Below are 18,209 nucleotides of genomic sequence, written 5' to 3' on the forward strand. Positions count from 1 at the left end.
ATGGTATGGCATCCACATCAATCGGTTTAGTAGAAACAAGGGGATTAATTGCCTCCATAGAAGCGGCAGATGCAATGTTAAAGGCGGCAGACGTGGAACTGGTGGGAACGGAAAAGATCGGTTCAGGACTGGTAACGGTCATTGTAACCGGCGAGGTCGGGGCAGTTAAGGCGGCTACCGAAGCGGGAGAAGCGGCGGCTTCCAGAATCGGAGAGCTGGTAGCTGTCCATGTGATTCCCAGACCACATCAGGATATAGACAAGATTCTGCCAAAAGCAAAATAGTGATGATAGTTCCGGCAGAAAAGGTGGGTTATCATGAAAAGAAACGGAAACGCCATAGGAATACTGGAAATAAATTATTACGCCAATACAGTTTTTGTGGTTGATCAGGCGCTGAAAGCGGCGCAGGTGGAGATTGTCAGCTGTCATAAGACATTGGGCGGCAGGATGTGCCATACTGTGCTGGCAGGCGAGACATCAGCGGTTTATGCGGCAATGGAAGCGGCCAGAGATTCCGGTCGGATCGTGGGCGAGGGCAACATAAAAGTATGTGTCTCGATTAATAACCCTCATCAGGAGGTGTGGAAGCTGTTAAATATGATAGACAGACATGAGGAAGAATCGAAAACCGAGACAGGTAAGGATCATGAGAATGAAGATAAAACAGGAGGAGAAGGAAATGGCAGAGATATCAGTTAAGAAGGGCATGCTGGCACTGGGGATGGTTGAAACAAGAGGTCTGACTGCATCGATTGAAGCGGCAGATGCCATGTTAAAGGCAGCAGACGTTGAAATGGTTGGTACAGAAAAGATTGGCTCAGGTCTGGTAACCGTCATGGTACAGGGAGATGTGGGAGCTGTAAAAGCAGCGGTAGAGGCAGGAGAAGAGGCTGCTTCCAGAGTTGGAGAACTGGTGGCTGTCCACGTAATTCCAAGACCTCATAATTCCATAGCAGGAATTATTCCGCTGATTAAATAAGGGATAAGTGTCTGATGGAAAACAGGGAAGAACTGATTCAGAAAATAACAGGAATGGTTCTGGAACACTGGAACCGGCTAAGTACTGATCCCTATCAGGTTCCGGTTGGCATTTCGGCAAGACATGTACATTTATCAAGAGAACACGTGGAAACACTGTTTGGAGCAGGATATCAGCTTACATCCCAAAAATCATTAAGCCAGCCTGGTCAGTTTGCATGCAAAGAACAGGTTGAAGTCTGCGGTCCGAAAGGATCGATAGGGAAAGTCCGGATTCTTGGTCCGGAGAGGAAACAAAGTCAGGTGGAGATGGCTTTTAGTGACTGCAGAATTCTGGGTATTCAGCCCCCTGTCAGGACTTCCGGAGATTTAAAAGGAACTCCGGGAATCCTGCTTAAGGGACCTGCCGGCGAAGTCTCTCTGAAAGAGGGTGTTATGATTGCCGACCGTCACATTCATATGACGCCAGAAGAGGCAGAATGGTTTGGTGTATCAGATGGGGAACGGGTGAATGTGGTGGTTCCAGGGGAAAAAGGAGGCGTACTTGGCCGGGTTCTTATCCGGATTACCAGGGAGAGCCGTCTGGATTTTCATGTAGATACAGATGATGCCAATGCATTTTTGCTGAAACAGGGGCAGTGGATCACCATTAGAAAGGATGATGCCAGATGATATTAGGAACGATTATGGGGACTGTGGTTTCCACAAGAAAGTGCAGAAATCTGGTGGGGTTTAAGCTCCTTTTGGTGGAACCGTATTACGGAGAAAAAAAGAATATATTCGTGGCAGCTGATACCATGGGAGCCGGAATTGGGGAACTGGTGCTGGTAACGACTGATGATACTACCCAGTTTGCCCTTGACCGCTCGGCACCGGTTGATGCTTTTGTCGTGGGTATTGTAGATGCACCTCCTCAATTGGGGAAATAAACAGAGGGAGGGAATTGATATGGAGCAGGGAATATTAAAGGTCCTTGCAGTTGCAGATCCGGCAGTAAACGGTTATCTTGACAGAGAATTGGGGATTCTGGACGGATATAAGGGAAGTGTGGAATTTCAAATTGTACCGTGGTCGGAGTATTATGCCAGAATGATGGAATCACTTACCGGAAGCGATGATTATGACATTATTATGGCAGCAGGTCATCTGTGGCTGTCTGATTTTGTACAAAAGGGCTATCTGGCAGAAATTGAGTTTGAAGAGGATGATATCCTTCCTGCCATTGCCAGGGAAATGAGCTATCAGAATAAGGCATACTTATCTCCTTCTTTCTGTGACGGTCATATGATTGTATACCGTAAGAGTCTGCTTTATAAGGCGCTTGGAAAGGAGCTGGGGCCTGTTATCACGCCTCAGGAATACCTGGATACAGCAAAGGCTCTTGCGGCATTATATGGAAGAAAGGCCGTGGCAATGAAGGCTGATTCGTCAGAGATATTTACCGATGCACTTCCTTTTCTCCGTATGTATGGAGGAGATGCCTATGATTTGGCGGGAAATCCAGTCTGCGGTAATGTGGAGACAATAAGAGGGCTTCAGTCTTATTGTGAACTAAAGTCATTTGCTTTGAAAGGCACGGAACTCTTCGCAAATGAGGAGATTGCAGAGGCTATCCGAAAGAAAAAGGCTGTTATGGCAGTAACATGGAGCGGACAGCTTGGATCTGTATGGGAGAATGGCTGTCTGGAGCCGGAGGATTTAGGTTTCAGTACATTTTCAACTGCATGGAATGTGACGTGGTCCTTTGCCGTCTGCTCAGGAAGCAGGAAACGGGAAGCTGCCAACGGCTTTTTAAGATATCTGCGTTCTTCTGAGGTTGACTGTAAAACAGGAATGGTAAGCGGGGCGCCTGTGAAAGAGTCGAGCTATCGGAAAGGAGCCGGTAACTATCCATGGTTTCCGGTGCAGAAAATGATGATTCAGTCTGCAAAGCCCCTTCCTCATATAAAACGGTCAGGTGATAAAAACGCAATCCTATACCAAAAAATATATCAGGCTTTCACAGGAGAATTATCAGCCAGGGATGCGATGGAATCTGCAGAGCGTGAAATAGCTGATAAAACCTGATGGAGGAAAATTTATGAAGATTATTATAATCGGAGGAGTTGCGGCAGGTATGAGTGCCGCATCCAAGATACGCAGGCTGAATTCTGAAATTCAGGTTACCGTTTACGAAAAGGGCGGATTCCTTTCCTATGGTGCGTGCGGGCTGCCTTATTATGTAGGAGACTTTAATGAGGATTACAGAAAAATGATTGCCCGCAGCCGTGATGCATTTGAAAAGATGGGAGTAGAAACATTTCTAAAGCATGAGGTGATATCAGTTGATGCTGGAAAAAAGCAGATTGTCGTGAGGGATCTTGTATCTGGCAGAGAGTTCGAGGATACTTATGATAAGCTGATGATCGCAGTGGGAGCAGAGGCAGTGATTCCTCCGTTTCCGGGCAGAGAGCTCATGGGAGTCCATGCTTTAAAGAATATGGAAGACGGAATCTTTTTAAAAGAATACGCAAAAATGGAAAAGATCCGGAATGTAGTCATCGTAGGCGGAGGCTACATTGGCGTAGAATGCGCCGAGGCTTTTTTACATATAGGGAAAAATGTTCGTATGATAGAAACGGCTCCCAGAATTCTTGCATCCTTTGATGAAGAAATGACGGCGCTTGCTCAGGAAGAGCTGTTAAAGCAGGGGGTAAAGCTTCATACTGGTGAAAAAGTGGAGGCGTTTGAAGGCGACGGACTTTATGTCAATCGCGTAATTACAAACAAAGGAAGTTATGATGCAGATTTAGTTATTGTCGCAGCAGGGGTAAGACCCTGTACGGAATTTCTGAAAAATACCGGCATAGAGAGAGGGAAAAACGGAGCAATCATAGTGGACAGGGAAATGAGAACTTCCATACCGGATATTTATGCTGCAGGTGACTGTATTCTTGTCTATCATGAAATATTAAATGAAAACACTTATCTGGCTCTTGGAACGGTAGCCAATAAATGCGGGCGGATTGCCGGTACGAATCTGGCAGGAGGCAGTGAAGTGTATCAGGGAGCACTGGGGTCTGCAGCTGTTAAAGTCTGCGGGCTGGAGCTGGGGCGGACCGGCATGAGCGAAGGGGATGCAAAACGTCTTTCTATTAATTACAGTACTTTGCTTGTCACGGTGAATGATCATCCGGCTTATTATCCAGGACCTACCCCGATTACAATTAAGCTGATCTATGAAAAGGAAACCAAACGTATTCTTGGCGCCCAGACCTGCGGGGAAAAAGGGGCAGTTCTTCGGGCGGATGTATTTGCTGTCGCCATTCACTGCAGGATGACAACGAAAGAACTGGGAATGACGGACCTTATTTATGCACCTCCGTTTGCGGGAGTCTGGGATGCCATACAGATTGCCTGTAATGCAGCAAAATAGGGACAGCAGGCGAGAAAGGGGCAGTTCATGAGTAAAATTATATCGATGCAGGAAGCAGCAGCCCTGGTCAGTGATGGAGCAGTTCTTGGGATCGGCGGGAATGTACTTCACCGCGCGCCTATCGCTTTTGTAAGGGAACTGGTACGTCAGAGTAAGCGTAATCTGAAGCTGGTTAAAACTGCGGGCGCAATGGATGTGGATATGCTGTGCCTTGGAGGATGCGTAACCAGTGTAGATGCCGGGTTTATCAGCTATGAAAGTGAGTTTTCTCTGGCAATGCATTACAGAAAGGCAGTGGAGAGCGGCCGGGTAAAAGGAAATGAGCATGCCTGTTATACTGTTATTTCCGCACTTCGGGCGGCCAGCTATGGAATCGGATTTATGCCGGTAAAAGGTCTGACAGTCAGTGATTTAATTGAAGAAAATGATTATTTTACCAAAATAGCGGATCCATTTACAAATGAAATGGTTACGGTAGTAAAAGCGATTCGTCCGGATGTGGCAGTAATTCATGTTCAGGAGGCAGATGAAGACGGCAATGCCAGAATAACAGGCCCTCTGTTTGAGGATGTCCTGCTTTCCAGAGCGGCAAAGAGGGTGATTCTTACAGCAGAACATATCGTCCCCGGTTCTTTGTTTTCCAGCAGAACTAAAAAAGCGGACATACCAGATTTTCTGGTTCATGGAGTTGTGCATGCCGCAAAAGGTGCTGCGCCCTGTTCCTGTGCGGGAAACTATGATGTTGATTCAAAAGGAATTCTTACATTTAAAGAGATTAAAGACCAGGATGGTCTGGCTGTTTATCTTTCGGCATATGAAAAGGCGGACCGCAGAGGCTTGGGAGGCAAAAATAATGGAAAAAGATAACCGGATCTGTGACATTATGGTGTGCGCAATGGCCCGTATGATTCAGGATGGAGACAAAGTGTTTCACGGAGTATCTTCCCACATGCCAATGATTTCTGTGCTTCTTGCAAAGGAACTCCATGCTCCCCATGCCGTACATTTGAACATACCGGGTGGAGTTGATCCATCCCCCAGAAAGCTTAAGAAGTATACCAGTGCAGGCAGCGAGCTGTTAGAAGGTGCAAGATCCTGCTTCCCACTTATGGAGGTATTTGATTTATCCATGAGAGGGGGGCTTGATATGGCATTTTTAAGCGGTGTCCAGTTTGATAACAGGGGCAATGTGAATGCATCGGTAATTGGCAGTTACCAAAAACCAAAAGTAAGGCTTCCAGGCGGTGCAGGAAGTTCAGTTTTGATACCCACTGCGAAGAGGGCTGTTATCTGGAGAACGAAGCATGATAAACGGACGTTTGTAAACCAGGTGGATTTCATTACAACAAAAGGGAATGTGGACCGGATTGTAACTCCTCTTTGCATTTTTAAAATGGAAAATGGAGAACTGGTTCTGGATACCATACATGAAACATCAACTCTTAAGGAAGTTCAGGATAACACCGGATTTCCTGTTAAATATTCACGAATTGCAATCACCCCGTCTCCCACAAAGACTGAGCTTTCTGTGTTAAAACGGATCGATCCGGGTGATTTCAGAAATATAGAATTTTAGGGAGAATTTACTATGGGGCTTTTAAGAGTGAATGCAGTGGCTGCCAGTTTTTTTGGAAGGGGATCCATTGGTATGCTGCCTGCGGAACTTAAAAAGAGAGGGTTGAAACGGGGACTCATTGTTACGGACCAGTTTCTGTATAAGAGCGGAGCAGCGGATAAAGTGGGTTTGTTTTTGCTGGAAGCGGGAATTGAATATGCTGTCTACTATCTGGTACAGCCGAATCCTGCAGTGGCTGTGATTAATGAATGCCTGGAAGCGGCGAAAGCTTTAAACGTTGATTTTCTGACTGCAGTTGGCGGCGGATCTGCGATTGACACGGCAAAGGCAGTCAGCATTGTACTGGAAAACGGAGGCCGGATTGAAGATTATGAGGGAATTAATCAGTCTGACAGACCTGGAATACCCGTTGTGGCAGTAAATACAACTGCGGGAACCGGTTCAGAGGTCACATCATTTTATATTGTGACCAATCCGGACAAGCATACAAAGATGTGTATGGTGGATACCAATTGTATGGTGAGCATTGCTGTCAATGATATTGATTTTATGATGAGTATGCCCAAAAATCTGACTGCATCAACTGGTATGGATGCTATGACTCATGCTATTGAAGCAGCAGTTTCAAAGCGGTGCACTCCTTTTACCGATAAAGATGCCCTTTGGGCAATCGGGGTGATTAAGAGTTACCTGCCAAAAGCTGTGGAGGACGGAGAAAATGAGACTGCCAGAGAAATGATGGCTTATGCAGAATACAGCGCAGGAATGGCTTTTTCTAACGCAGGTCTTGGGATGGTTCATGCTATGGCGCATTCCCTTGGGGGACGTTTCAATCTTCCTCACGGTGTCTGCAATGCAATTTTATTGCCCTATGTAATGGAATTCAATGGAAGTAAAAAAAATATTGCAGAGCGTTATAAAAAAGTGGCAAAATGTCTGGGCATCGAGGAGGCTGAGACCATGTCAGGGGAACAGGCGGTGAGGGAGGCGGTTTTCCGAATCAGAAAACTGTCAAAAAGAATCGGGCTGGCAGAATGCTTAAGTGATCTTTCTGTGGATTACCGTGCCTTTGGGGATCTGGCGGAGAGTGCCATGGTTGATGCCTGTATGGAAGACAATCCGTTTAGACCTGCAAAAGAAGAAATTATTGAGGTATATCAAAAGGCTTATTATGGTATTTCATCAAAATAGAAGAAGGTGAAAATATGAAAAAGTTAATGAATGATGCGGAAAATTATGTAAATGAAATGCTGGAAGGAATCTACCTGACACATCCAGATCAACTTACCTTTACAGGAGATGATCTGCGATGTCTTGTAACCACCCAAAAGACAGAAGGAAAAGTCGGAATTGCCACTGGAGGAGGCTCCGGACATCTTCCGTTGTTTTTAGGCTACGTAGGCAGGGGAATGTTAGATGGCTGCTGTGTAGGAGATGTGTTTCAGTCACCAAGCGCCAATCAGATGCTGGAAGTGACAAAGCAGATTGACTCAGGAGCGGGGGTTCTTTACATTTACGGGAATTATAACGGGGATATTTTCAATTTTGACATGGCTGCTGAGATGGCGGACATGGAAGAAGGAATCCGGGTGGAGCAGGTGGTAGCAGGTGAAGATGTTGCCTCTCCTCCGGCGAAAGATGGAGGGAAGAATACCAGAAGAGGGGTTGCCGGCATTTTTTTTGTATATAAATGCACAGGTGCGGCGGCGGCCTCAGGAAAAGATCTTTCACAGGTAAAGCGGATTGCAGAAAAGGCGGCTTCAAATGTAAGAACCATGGGAGTGGCACTGACACCCTGCACGGTACCAAGAGTCGGTCATCCCGGATTTGAGATTGCTGAGGATGAGATGGAAGTCGGCATGGGAATTCATGGAGAGCCGGGTATCCGACGGGGAAAGATGGAATCTGCAGATCAGATTACAGAAGAAATGGTTGATAAAATCCTGAAAGATATTTCCTATGAACCAGGTGATGAAACGGCAGTTCTTATCAATGGACTGGGAGCAACACCATTAGATGAGCAGTATATTGTTGCCAGAAAGGTTCATCAGATATTAAAAGAAAAGAATATCCGGGTACATCGCTGTTATGTGGGAGAGTATGTCACCTCCATTGAGATGGCGGGTTTGTCCATATCTCTTTTAAAACTGGATGAGGAACTGAAAGGTTATCTGGATGCTCCGGCAGACACACCATTTTTTAAGCAGGTATAGAATGGAGAATAATATGAATCAGCAGGAACTGATTGCCATGCTTGGCAGGATCAGCAAAATAATGGGAGAAAACCGGGATTATCTCATAGAACTTGACAGTGTGGTCGGAGACAGTGACTTAGGCTTAACCATGTCTGATGGATTTCGGTCCGCCTATGATTCGGTATCGGATGGTATGGAACCGGATCTTGGGAAAATGCTTTATAAGGCAGGTAAGACCATGGGCAATAAGGTTCCTTCCACTATGGGGACGTTGATGGCAGCAGGTTTTATGCGTGCTGGAAAAGTCTTAAAGGGAAAAACAGAACTTACTGACAAAGATGTTGCCTCTCTGTTTCAAGCTTATGAGGATGGCGTTGCTGACCTTGGTAAGGCAAAATTAGGAGAAAAAACTTTTCTGGATGGGTTTCAGCCTGGAATAGATGCTCTTGCAGCTGGCTTAGATGCTGGTATTTCTCTTGAGATGGCCTTACAGGAGGCAGCTAGTGCTGCATGGGCAGGTTTTGAAAATACCACGGCTATGGTTGCAGTTCACGGAAGAGCAGCCACAAGAGGGGAGGCTTCCCGCTCTTTAAAGGATCCGGGAGCCGCTGTGGGGGCCCTGATCATGAAGGCAGTGGCAGAAAAATAGATTCTAAAACAAAGAAAACCGCTGCAAAGTAGATTGATGTGATCCCAATAAAACCTGACTTATTGAGGGCACATCAATCTACTTTGCAGCGGTTTTTTGCTGAAAGGTCTTTACTAAATGTAATTTATCTGTTAAGATGATATTGCTTAAATCTGAATTCATTTCTATGATATGCATTATCTGTTTTACATTCTGAATTATTTAAATTTATTTCCCATTACTCGTATTTTTATTTTCTATATTGTCTTGTAGTAATAATCATTTATTCAGCTTATTTTCCACTATCATTCTTTATAAATATCAGGTGATTTTTCTAATTTTAAATGGCGGATCGTTTCCATTTTCTTTATGTATTCTATTTCTAATATTCCCTAGTATTGCAGTGTATGTACGAGTAATAATCAAATATAATTTACTGTATTTTTTGAGAGGAGGTGTCAGGCCAGTCAACGAAATGAAGGATACGTAATGATTTGAGCAGGAACAGTTAACAAAATGGGCAGCCGATGCAGGTAGCTGGATATTAAGCATCTCTGCGAAACAAATATAGGGATCAGGGAGGGTTAAACAATGTTGATCATCATGTTGCTTCCGTATTTAATACTTGGTTTTATATATGCATCAGCTGTAGTTTTGGGTGTGACACTTCTATTCTGTGTCGTTGTTTTAAAGCCAAAACGGAAAAAGGGGAAAGACAGTGGCTATGTGAATACAAAGAAAAAACGGGATGCTTAAAGTAAACAGAAGAAGACCTTCGGGCTAGCTTCATAATAAACAATAATCGCTCCTCTGCCCAATCCGGACAGAGAAAGAATGGAGGTAAATATGAATCGGGTAATTTTAATGGGAAGACTGACCAGAGACCCCGAAGTGAGATATTCACAAGGAGAACGTACAATGGCAATTGCCAGATATACACTGGCGGTTGATCGCAGAGGACGTAAAAATCAGGACAGCAATGAGCCAACGGCTGATTTTATTAACTGTGTTTCGTTTGATAAAACAGGAGAATTTGCGGAGAAATACTTTCATCAGGGAATGAGAGTATTGATTACGGGAAGAGTTCAAACAGGCAGCTACATAAATAAAGACGGAGTTAAGGTGTACACTTTTGAGGTCATTGTAGATGAACAGGAGTTTGCTGACAGTAAGAACTTGTCTGCTGGAGGAAATCAGGCGGTTTCTAGGCAAGAACCTTCCGGCGCCATGGGAGATGGGTTTATGAATATCCCTGATGGTATTGATGATCCGGATTTACCGTTTAGTTAAGTTGGAATAATAGGAAGGGTAATTGGAATTGTGCTGATAAGGAAAAAGATAATAAAAAACATAACTGAAAAAAAAATATTTAACACTATTTTTCTGACTGTTCTTGTTTTTATAGGGGGTTCCTTTAATATCGCATACGGGGCAGAAAAAATGGTTGAAATAAAGAAAGAATTCCGCACAATAAATAAGGAGGATGAGGGAAGAAACCATTTTGAGAAGATCATCGAAAAAAATGGAATAAAATACATGTTAAGGTCCCTGCGGACAGACCACGAGGAATTAATTTATCCTGGCAGTGTTTTAACAATTGATTCCCCGCCTTTTATGGGAAGCCCGGAAGGCTATATCCCTCAGAAAATAGTGGAGGAAGAGGGAAAGAGGTATCGTTTAACTGCCAGTGAGATTCAGGATATTTCTATGGAAGAAAAAACGAAGTATTCAGAATCGTCTGTTTTATATAAGGGGGTGGAGTATATTGACCAAATGCCTGAGCAGGCACAGGTACGGGTGAGAGATGAAGACTTAAATCAGGAACAAATAGTTGAATTGCCTGCAGTTTCCTATGCAGAAGAAAGTAATTACTGGAATTACGATTTTACCTTTCCCATAACGGTATCAGGCTATCAGGAAAAATCGTATTTACTGGGAGATACGGAAATACCGAATGTAGTGCCTCTTATAGATTATGCAGAAGCATTTTTGAAGTATCTGAATCTGCCTCCGGATTATTATGAAATAACAAGTATTGCATGGACTGGTGAACCGGAGGAACGAAATGGAGATTTGGTCCGTACCGCACAGGCGCGTGGGAGGAAGCTGGTAAAAAACATTAGGGGTATATATGGAGGGGAGGTCACATTTCCGGCTGTACAGGCTAAGGTATATCGGGGATCTTATGTGGAAGAGGGGGCGGAAAACCAGACAGATCATTTGATTTATAAGAAAATTGTAACAGCTGTTTATGAACGTCAGACAGGGGAGGAATTTCCAGAGATATTAAGATCCATTCTTACAAAAACTATTGTACTGACTGGATTTCTTATATTGTTCATAGTGATACTGATTCTCTGCAGAAAGAAAAAAATCAAAAACTAATCCATTATCTGACTTAAATCCCCGTTGAAAAAGAAGCCTGTCCCTGTGGATTAATTATCATCGGCTGACATATATTGAAACAAGTAATTGCATGAATGAGGTGAAATCGTACTGCATGAGAGTAGAAAATATTTATCCCATCTACAAAAGCAATCGTGACAGGGAGATATCAGTGCAGAAGATATATGAAGAGCTTCAATTAATTTTTTATCATAAATCACAATCTGAAAAGAATTGTTCTCTCATGGAAAAAGAACAGACGGTTGATGAAAAGAAGGGAAATTAATTAAGCCATATGGATGCGATTTATGCAAGACAGTCAATTGATAAAAAAGACAGTCTCTCCATTGAGACGCAGCTGAGTTTCGCCAGGAGTATTGCAGTTGGTGAGCCGAGATTATACATAGACAGGGGTATTTCGGGTAAAGATGTGGTACACAGACCGGAGTTTTTAAAATTATTAAATGATATAAAAAAAGGTACGATTAACAGAATACTTGTTTATAAGCTTGACCGTTTTACCCGCTCGCTTCTGGATTTTACAAACACCTGGGAATATATGAGCAAATATAAGGTAGAGTTTATTTCCGTTACGGAAAATTTTGACACCTCAACACCCATAGGAAAAGCAATGATATTTATTATGGCCGTGTTTGCTCAGATGGAGCGGGAGCAGATTTCGAAAAGAGTTTATGACAATTATTATGACAGGATTGAACTGGGGCGCTGGCCGGGAGGTCCCGCTCCCTATGGTTACAGCAATACAGCAATCACACATGGAGAACAAAAAGTTTCTTCGTTGAAACTGGAAGATAACATAAAGAATCTGGAAGAGATTATGAAGATTTATGCTTATCCAACTACCAGTCTGGGAGATATCGGGCGAATGATGACAGCAAGACAGTGTCCGGGACCCAACAGTGAAAAATGGTCCCCCTGTTCCATTGGGCGGGTGCTTAGAAATCCTGCCAGCGTAAAATGTGATCATGCTGTCTATTCGTACTTTAAAAAACTTGGAGTAAATATTATAAATCCACTGAAAGATTTTAACGGGGAGCACGGCGGTATGCTGGTGGGGAAAAAGGGAGCAGTGACAAAAGGAGCACTGGATTCAAAGGAGGCTACCTTTGCTATTGGTAACTGGCCTGGATATATTGATTCTAAGTTGTGGCTCCGGTGTCAGAAAAAACTGGATACAAACGAGAAAGTGGCTTCCAATGATGGTCCGCGCAACAGCTGGCTGACGGGACTGATAAAATGCGGTGACTGTGGGAGGGCAGTAATGGTTCGAAAATACAAGCGCAAATCAGATGGAGAAATAGTCCGGACTTTAAGATGCCGCGGAAAGGATTTTCTGGATTGTAATTTAAAACCTCAGATGAGGATTGAACAGATTGAGGGGGCTGTTGAGATAGAACTGGAAAAGCTTCTTGACAGCTGCAAACCAACTCCCATTGAAAATGTGAATGAAACCAATGAACTGGAGCTGGGACTGATCCGGATTGATGAAGCTGTTACCAATTTAATGCAGGTTCTAAAGACAAAATCAGTCAGTTCACTGACCGTCGATTATATTAATAAAGAGTTGGAAGAACTGACGCAGACGAAAGAAAAATTATTAGAGGAGAAAGGGAAAATGGTCAGGAAATCTGAATTACCGCAAAAAATTATTTTTTCTCAATTAAATAAAGAAGATAAACGGGCTGTTGCATTTTCTTATCTGGAAACAGTTGTGGTTTACGAAGATTATATCAGTTTGATATGGAAGAAATAACGGAACCTGCACATCTTTCAAAGAAGTATCCCCAGGAAAAAAGCTGTGGATGCTTCTTTTATATTTCACCCGTTGCCGGGCATATGCAGTATCTGACTTACCATACAATCATTGAACTCATATAATCCACCATTTGATCTATGGAAACCCGCATACCGTTTTGCAGCCACCACATAATCAGAGCTATCGCAGCCCCGGTATAATATTCCGACATGATAGCGATTGGAACCGGACTGGGAACACCTGAGCGTGCTTCGTCCATACGGAAACACCGGTCAAGGTAGGTACTGACAGTGTTTCTTAAAAGATCGGCCATAAAGTCATTTTTAATATGGGAGGCACTCTGAACGAAAAAATCTTTATAATTTCTGGCATATTCAAACATCTGGCGGATGATACGGCGATAATATTCCTGTTCTGATTCGCCCTCTTCAATATGTAAATCTATAAATTTACGCTGCTCATCCGAAAACATAGTCTCCAACAGCTGGTATTTATCCTCAAAATGCTTATAGAATGTGGTGCGGTGTACCATGGCCTTTTTACAGATATCGGTCACGGTAATTTCTTCAAATGGCTGTTTCAGAACCAGCTCAAATAGGGCATCACTAAGAAATCGGTAGGTTCTCAGCATACGCAGGTCAGTTGTCTGATCTTCCATATATCATTCTCCAATCTACACTTATTGATAAAATGTAGTTTAGGCTACACTTTACAAAGTCTGTTTCTTGCTTTTTCTCTGAAAAAATAATATCATGCAAATCGACAGGTGTAAACAAAAAATACCGAAAAGATACAGCGGTGATGATAAAGGAGAAAGGCAATGATAGAGAGAAAGAGAATACCCATATGGGCGGCAGTACCTGCTTTGTGCGCATTGCTGCTGGTGGGATGCAGTGGCGATAAAGGACAGGAAAAAAAGGAAATGAGAAGTATTTCTGTTGCAACCGTAAGTGAAGCGGCTTATACGGACACACTTAATTTAAGCGGTAATGTAACTCCGGTTGAAACCGCGAATCTTTCGTTTAAGCTGGACGGAAAGCTGAAGGAAGTATATGTTCGGGAAGGTGATCCGGTAGAAATGGGACAGAAGGTGGCGGAGCTTTCCATGGAAGATTATTCTCTGCAGGTCCGGTCTGCCCAGGCGCAGTTTCGGGCTGCAGAAGCTCAGTATGCGACAGCAAAGATGCAGGCGGATACTGATGCTCCCTCCAAAATCGCACAGGCAAAAGCACAGCTGGTGCTGACTCAGAAAACTTATAACAGAGTAAAAGTCCTTTATGAGGCTCAGGCAGTATCCCAAAGTGACCTTGATGAGATTTCAGCAAAGCTGGCGGCTGATTCTGAGACATATCACCAGGCACTGGAAGGGAAAAACATGGCTGTCGCGCAGCTTGAGGCAGCAGGGGCTCAGAAAGACCAGGCTGCGGTTGCGGCGGATAAAGCAGTCAGGGATCTGGCGGATACTGCGCTGAACAGCCCCATGAAGGGAGTGATATTAAAAAAGCTTATGAATGGAGGTGAAACGGCAGCAGCCGGATATCCGGTTGTAGTGATCGGACGAACTGATGAAGTTTACATAGAAGTTGGTATTCCCGATGAACAGATCAATGAGATTAAGCAGGGACAGAAGGCGGAAGTCTCAGTATATGGTATAGAAACTGGGTTTGAGGGAAGTGTTTCAGGAATTGGTGCGTTAGCGGACAGCAATACACGGACCTTTACTGTGAAAATCCGTGTAAAAAATACAGCCGGCGTGTTAAAACCCGGAATGATTGCCAATGTCATCCTCCATACCGGTTCACAAAAATCTGTTTTAATTCCGTTGGACAGCGTACTGCAGCGTGCGAATGGATCAGTTGTATTTGTGTATGATGCTGCCAGCGGCACTGTGACCAGAAAAGTCGTGACGACCGGGGAGATCAGGGGCAATTCCATTGAAATTCTTTCCGGACTGGAGTTTGGAGAACAAATCGTAACAGAAGGTCAGTTTTTATTATATGACGGCGATGCTGTTCAGCTTGCAGAGGAGGTTAAGCCATGATTGCATGGAGTGTTAAGCATAAAAGCATTCTTGCTCTGCTGACCGGACTATTTATGATACTTGGTATTTATGCTTATGTCGTAATGGAGAGGCAGGAAAATCCCGAGGTCACCAGCCCGGTCGCTTCCGTTACCTGTATTTATCCAGGTGCGAGTCCGGAGGATATAGAAAAGCTGATCGTCAAGCCGATTGAAGATAAGATTGATACCATTTCGGGAATCAAGAAGCTGGAAAGCTATTCCGTGGATTCAGCCGGAGTAATTCAGATCACACTGAAAGATATGAGTGATAATGAAATTAATAAAAAGTGGGACAAGCTGCGGGAAAAGATTGATGAAATAAAGCCAGAGCTTCCCGCTGATGCACAGGCACCTGTAATAAAAACGGACTTTTCAAGTTCCTACGGACTCATTTTAGGCCTTTCAGGGGAAGACAACACCAATCAGGAGATGGCAGATGTTGCCAGGCAGATAAAAAATATGCTTTCCAAAGATACAGATGTGAAAGCTGTGGATATCATGGGTGACGAAAAGCAGCAGGTGGAAATTGACTTAAACATGTCAAAGCTTCAGCAGTACGGTATTTCTCCTGCTACAGTCGCCACTCAGCTGGGAGCCCGTAATATTAACATCCCCGGCGGTAACCTGGAACTTACAGGCACTAAGATACCGGTGCAGGTATCCGGGGAATATCAGTCTATGGAGGAAATAAAGAATACAATTGTTTCTGTTTCCACTGATTCCGGAACTCCTGTTTATTTAAAAAATGTGGCTGAAGTTCTTCAGACACCGGTAAAGCCGGAAAAGCTGGTGTTTGTCAATGGAAGCCAGGGAGTGCTGATCGGTGTCAAATATGCGGATGGAATTAATATATTAAATGTGGAAAAGCGCCTTCAGTACAAGATTGATGAGTTTAAAACGTCAAAGCTGTATGCGGGAATGAAACTGACAGAATTAAATAATCAGGCCAGTTTTGTAAAGGATTCCATAGATATGTTTGCAGATAACCTGATTGAAGGGGTTCTGCTGGTATTTATCGTTGTTCTTATATCCATGGGACTGCGGTCAGCTGCTGTTGTATCTATTCCCATTCCTGTTATCTGTATTCTTGTATTTGGTTACATGTATCTGACAAGAATTCCTCTTCACCAGGTAGCGGTTGCATCGCTGATGATATCGTTAAGCTTAATGGTTGCAAACGGAATTGTTGCAAATGATAACATACACGTTTATCTGGCCAGGGGTGAAACGCTCACGAATGCCTGTATTAATGGTGTAAAGGAGGTTGGAATTCCCATTCTGACTTCATCACTGACTACGGTTGCCTCCTTTCTTCCTTTGGCAATGATGAACGGAGATGCGGGAAAATTTGTAAAAACGCTGCCAATTCTGGTAAGTGTGGCGCTGGCAGGTTCTTATCTGACTTCTCTGACAATTGTTCCGGCTCTGGCACATCTGCTTAACCGTCAGCCGGCCAAAGATAAGCCTGTCAAAGCAGAGCCATCCAGATTTGCAGTATGGATACAAAAAATAGCAGAAAAACTGCATTTAAAGCAAATTCTGGAAAAAGGGAATGAATTATATGGACGCTTATTGAGTTTTTCATTAAAGAAACCACGTGCGGTTCTGTTATTTTTTGCCGGTTTGCTTGCGGCTTCTTCTCTTGTAGTACCGACTCTCGCCGTGCAGCTTTTTCCTCCTGTAGAACGTGATCAGTATGTACTTAACGTAACAACCCAGGACGGAAGTACTTTAGAAAAAACTCTGGCTCAAAGCCAGAAGTTAGCCGCTGTGCTGGAGAATGAAAAATCCGTACACTCCTTTGCAAGCACGGCTGGTGATGGTTTTATGAAATATTATGTTACCTTTGAACCGGAACAGCAGGCTACGAACAAAGCCCAGTTTCTGATTAATGGAACCCGTGCAGAGGCCGCTGCTGTAGAAAAGAGAATTCTTGAAGCGGTTCCGGGGATCAGCACTACCCTTAAATATTTAGAAATCAGTTTGCCCCTGACGTACCCCATTCAGGTACGAGTATCCGGTGATGATATTGAAAAACTTCGGAGCGCAGCCGCTGAGATAGAGGAACGCTGCCGTACTGTACCGGGTACCCGAAATGTGGAGGACAACTATGGAGATAACAGCTACCGCTTAAACGTAAATGTAAATGAGGAAAAGGCGAACCTTGTAGGAATCACCAACTACGATGTTGCCAGTACAGTGCGAATGGCGGTAAACGGATTAGAAATATTAAAGATGAAACAGAAGGATCTGGAGAAAGATTCCCTGCCGGTTATTGCAAAAATATCCGATAAAGATAAAACCAGCAGGGAAATACTAAATACCATATTCCTGACTTCGCAGGTGACAGGAAAGAATGTTCCGCTGACGCAGATCGCCGAAATACAGACCCAGTCATCATTAAACCAGATTATCCGCCGAAACAGCCAGCGGACCATTACCATTGGCAGTTATGTGGAAGATGGATACAATACGGCAGCAGTGATGGGAAATGTGGAAAAAAGTATGAAAGATCTCAAGCTTCCGGACGGTTACACTTTGGAATACGGCGGCGAAAGTGAAAACAGCACGGATGCATTTTCTTCCATGACATTGCCCACGATCATCGCAGTTATCCTGATTTATATCATACTGGTATTTCAGTTTGGAGATCTTGTAGAGCCGCTGATCATAATGGGTACGATTCCGCTGTCATTTATCGGCATTATCTGGGGCTTAAAGTGGATGGGGTATCCCATTGGATTCATGGCGCTGTTAGGTGCAATCAGCCTCATGGGAGTTGTTGTTAATAACGGTATTGTACTTCTGGATTATATCAAGGTGCTGATTCCCCAGTCGGGTAGCGTTAAGGAAGCCATTGTTAAGGCATGTGAAACGCGAATGCGCCCAATCATGATTGGAATGGTAACAACCGTTTTCTCCCTTCTTCCGCTTATGACTTCAGGAGGACCGCTGTGGGCACCTATGGCCACAGCAGTAATATTCGGAATGATCCTGTCCACAGTTTTAACTATGATTGTTATTCCCTGTGCTTATGCAATGATTGCCTCTGGGCGTGCAGAACAAAATAGAAATTAAATTTATTTCGAAAAGGTTTAAGAAGGCTTTGTTCACAATATTATGAACAAGGCCTTTTCCTTTATATGGAGTTAAATTAAAAAACTACTAAACAAATAAACTATATTTTTTTGA

Annotated in this window: 20 protein-coding genes; 19 read left to right on the plus strand and 1 reads right to left on the minus strand. The window is 43.7% G+C overall.

The annotated features are described in order from the left end of the window. Positions 1–5 precede the first annotated feature (5 nt). The 17 genes from V7D18_RS23990 (at position 6) to V7D18_RS24070 (ending at position 12,953) form a co-directional block, all read left to right on the plus strand. Entirely contained in the window at positions 6–284 is a 279-nt protein-coding gene (locus V7D18_RS23990) for a BMC domain-containing protein (RefSeq protein WP_104439175.1), read from the plus strand. A gap of 33 nt (positions 285–317) precedes the next feature. Beyond that, positions 318–701: a BMC domain-containing protein gene (locus V7D18_RS23995; protein WP_426158175.1), complete on the plus strand. Its 384-nt coding sequence runs from the start codon at positions 318–320 to the stop codon at positions 699–701. After that, positions 682–981 carry a BMC domain-containing protein gene (locus V7D18_RS24000; RefSeq protein WP_104439173.1) on the plus strand — a complete coding sequence of 100 codons (300 nt, stop codon included), beginning with the start codon at positions 682–684 and terminating at the stop codon, positions 979–981. The genes V7D18_RS23995 and V7D18_RS24000 overlap by 20 nt, the downstream gene beginning before the upstream one ends. A 14-nt stretch (positions 982–995) precedes the next feature. After that, positions 996–1,652 (plus strand): phosphate propanoyltransferase, encoded by a 657-nt coding sequence (locus V7D18_RS24005; protein WP_426158177.1) that lies wholly within the window; start codon positions 996–998, stop codon positions 1,650–1,652. Next, on the plus strand, positions 1,649–1,909 hold the full coding sequence (locus V7D18_RS24010; RefSeq protein ID WP_426158179.1) for a EutN/CcmL family microcompartment protein: 261 nt from the start codon (positions 1,649–1,651) through the stop codon (positions 1,907–1,909). The genes V7D18_RS24005 and V7D18_RS24010 overlap by 4 nt, the downstream gene beginning before the upstream one ends. Before the next feature lie 19 nt (positions 1,910–1,928). Continuing rightward, positions 1,929–3,047, plus strand: a complete 1,119-nt coding sequence (locus V7D18_RS24015; RefSeq protein ID WP_426158180.1) for an extracellular solute-binding protein — start codon at positions 1,929–1,931, stop codon at positions 3,045–3,047. Between the two features lie 13 nt (positions 3,048–3,060). Continuing rightward, entirely contained in the window at positions 3,061–4,395 is a 1,335-nt protein-coding gene (locus tag V7D18_RS24020; RefSeq protein ID WP_426158181.1) for a CoA-disulfide reductase, read from the plus strand. Between the two features lie 27 nt (positions 4,396–4,422). Then, a complete protein-coding gene (locus V7D18_RS24025) occupies positions 4,423–5,262 on the plus strand; it encodes a CoA transferase subunit A (RefSeq protein WP_426158182.1) in 840 nt (279 codons plus the stop codon). Then, a complete protein-coding gene (locus tag V7D18_RS24030; RefSeq protein WP_426158183.1) occupies positions 5,249–5,971 on the plus strand; it encodes a CoA-transferase subunit beta in 723 nt (240 codons plus the stop codon). The genes V7D18_RS24025 and V7D18_RS24030 overlap by 14 nt, the downstream gene beginning before the upstream one ends. Before the next feature lie 12 nt (positions 5,972–5,983). Continuing rightward, a complete protein-coding gene (locus V7D18_RS24035; RefSeq protein WP_426158184.1) occupies positions 5,984–7,162 on the plus strand; it encodes an iron-containing alcohol dehydrogenase in 1,179 nt (392 codons plus the stop codon). 14 nt (positions 7,163–7,176) lie between these two features. Beyond that, positions 7,177–8,184 (plus strand): dihydroxyacetone kinase subunit DhaK, encoded by a 1,008-nt coding sequence (locus V7D18_RS24040; protein ID WP_426158185.1) that lies wholly within the window; start codon positions 7,177–7,179, stop codon positions 8,182–8,184. 1 nt (position 8,185) lies between these two features. Then, positions 8,186–8,815: a dihydroxyacetone kinase family protein gene (locus V7D18_RS24045; RefSeq protein ID WP_426158186.1), complete on the plus strand. Its 630-nt coding sequence runs from the start codon at positions 8,186–8,188 to the stop codon at positions 8,813–8,815. Positions 8,816–9,385: 570 nt separating this feature from the next. Beyond that, the gene (locus V7D18_RS24050; protein WP_426158187.1) at positions 9,386–9,550 is read left to right on the plus strand and encodes a hypothetical protein; all 165 of its coding nucleotides are present in this window, start codon (positions 9,386–9,388) and stop codon (positions 9,548–9,550) included. Between the two features lie 90 nt (positions 9,551–9,640). Continuing rightward, entirely contained in the window at positions 9,641–10,084 is a 444-nt protein-coding gene (locus V7D18_RS24055; protein ID WP_426158189.1) for a single-stranded DNA-binding protein, read from the plus strand. 150 nt (positions 10,085–10,234) lie between these two features. Further along, a complete protein-coding gene (locus V7D18_RS24060) occupies positions 10,235–11,179 on the plus strand; it encodes a hypothetical protein (protein ID WP_426158191.1) in 945 nt (314 codons plus the stop codon). Between the two features lie 115 nt (positions 11,180–11,294). Further along, positions 11,295–11,465: a hypothetical protein gene (locus V7D18_RS24065; protein WP_426158193.1), complete on the plus strand. Its 171-nt coding sequence runs from the start codon at positions 11,295–11,297 to the stop codon at positions 11,463–11,465. Positions 11,466–11,474: 9 nt separating this feature from the next. After that, complete coding sequence (locus V7D18_RS24070; RefSeq protein ID WP_426158195.1) at positions 11,475–12,953, plus strand: recombinase family protein; 1,479 nt, start codon at positions 11,475–11,477, stop codon at positions 12,951–12,953. A 97-nt stretch (positions 12,954–13,050) separates the two neighbouring features. Here V7D18_RS24070 and V7D18_RS24075 read toward each other — a convergent pair whose 3' ends face one another. After that, positions 13,051–13,614: a TetR/AcrR family transcriptional regulator gene (locus tag V7D18_RS24075; RefSeq protein ID WP_426158197.1), complete on the minus strand. Its 564-nt coding sequence runs from the start codon at positions 13,612–13,614 to the stop codon at positions 13,051–13,053. Positions 13,615–13,776: 162 nt separating this feature from the next. On the opposite strand from V7D18_RS24075, the gene V7D18_RS24080 reads away from it, so the two are divergent. Both V7D18_RS24080 and V7D18_RS24085 read left to right on the plus strand, forming a co-directional pair. Then, on the plus strand, positions 13,777–14,997 hold the full coding sequence (locus V7D18_RS24080) for an efflux RND transporter periplasmic adaptor subunit (protein ID WP_426158199.1): 1,221 nt from the start codon (positions 13,777–13,779) through the stop codon (positions 14,995–14,997). Next, positions 14,994–18,095, plus strand: a complete 3,102-nt coding sequence (locus V7D18_RS24085) for an efflux RND transporter permease subunit (protein WP_426158201.1) — start codon at positions 14,994–14,996, stop codon at positions 18,093–18,095. The genes V7D18_RS24080 and V7D18_RS24085 overlap by 4 nt, the downstream gene beginning before the upstream one ends. Positions 18,096–18,209: the final 114 nt, after the last annotated feature.

Source organism: Lacrimispora sp. 38-1 (assembly GCF_049890855.1).
GTDB lineage: Bacteria > Bacillota > Clostridia > Lachnospirales > Lachnospiraceae > Lacrimispora.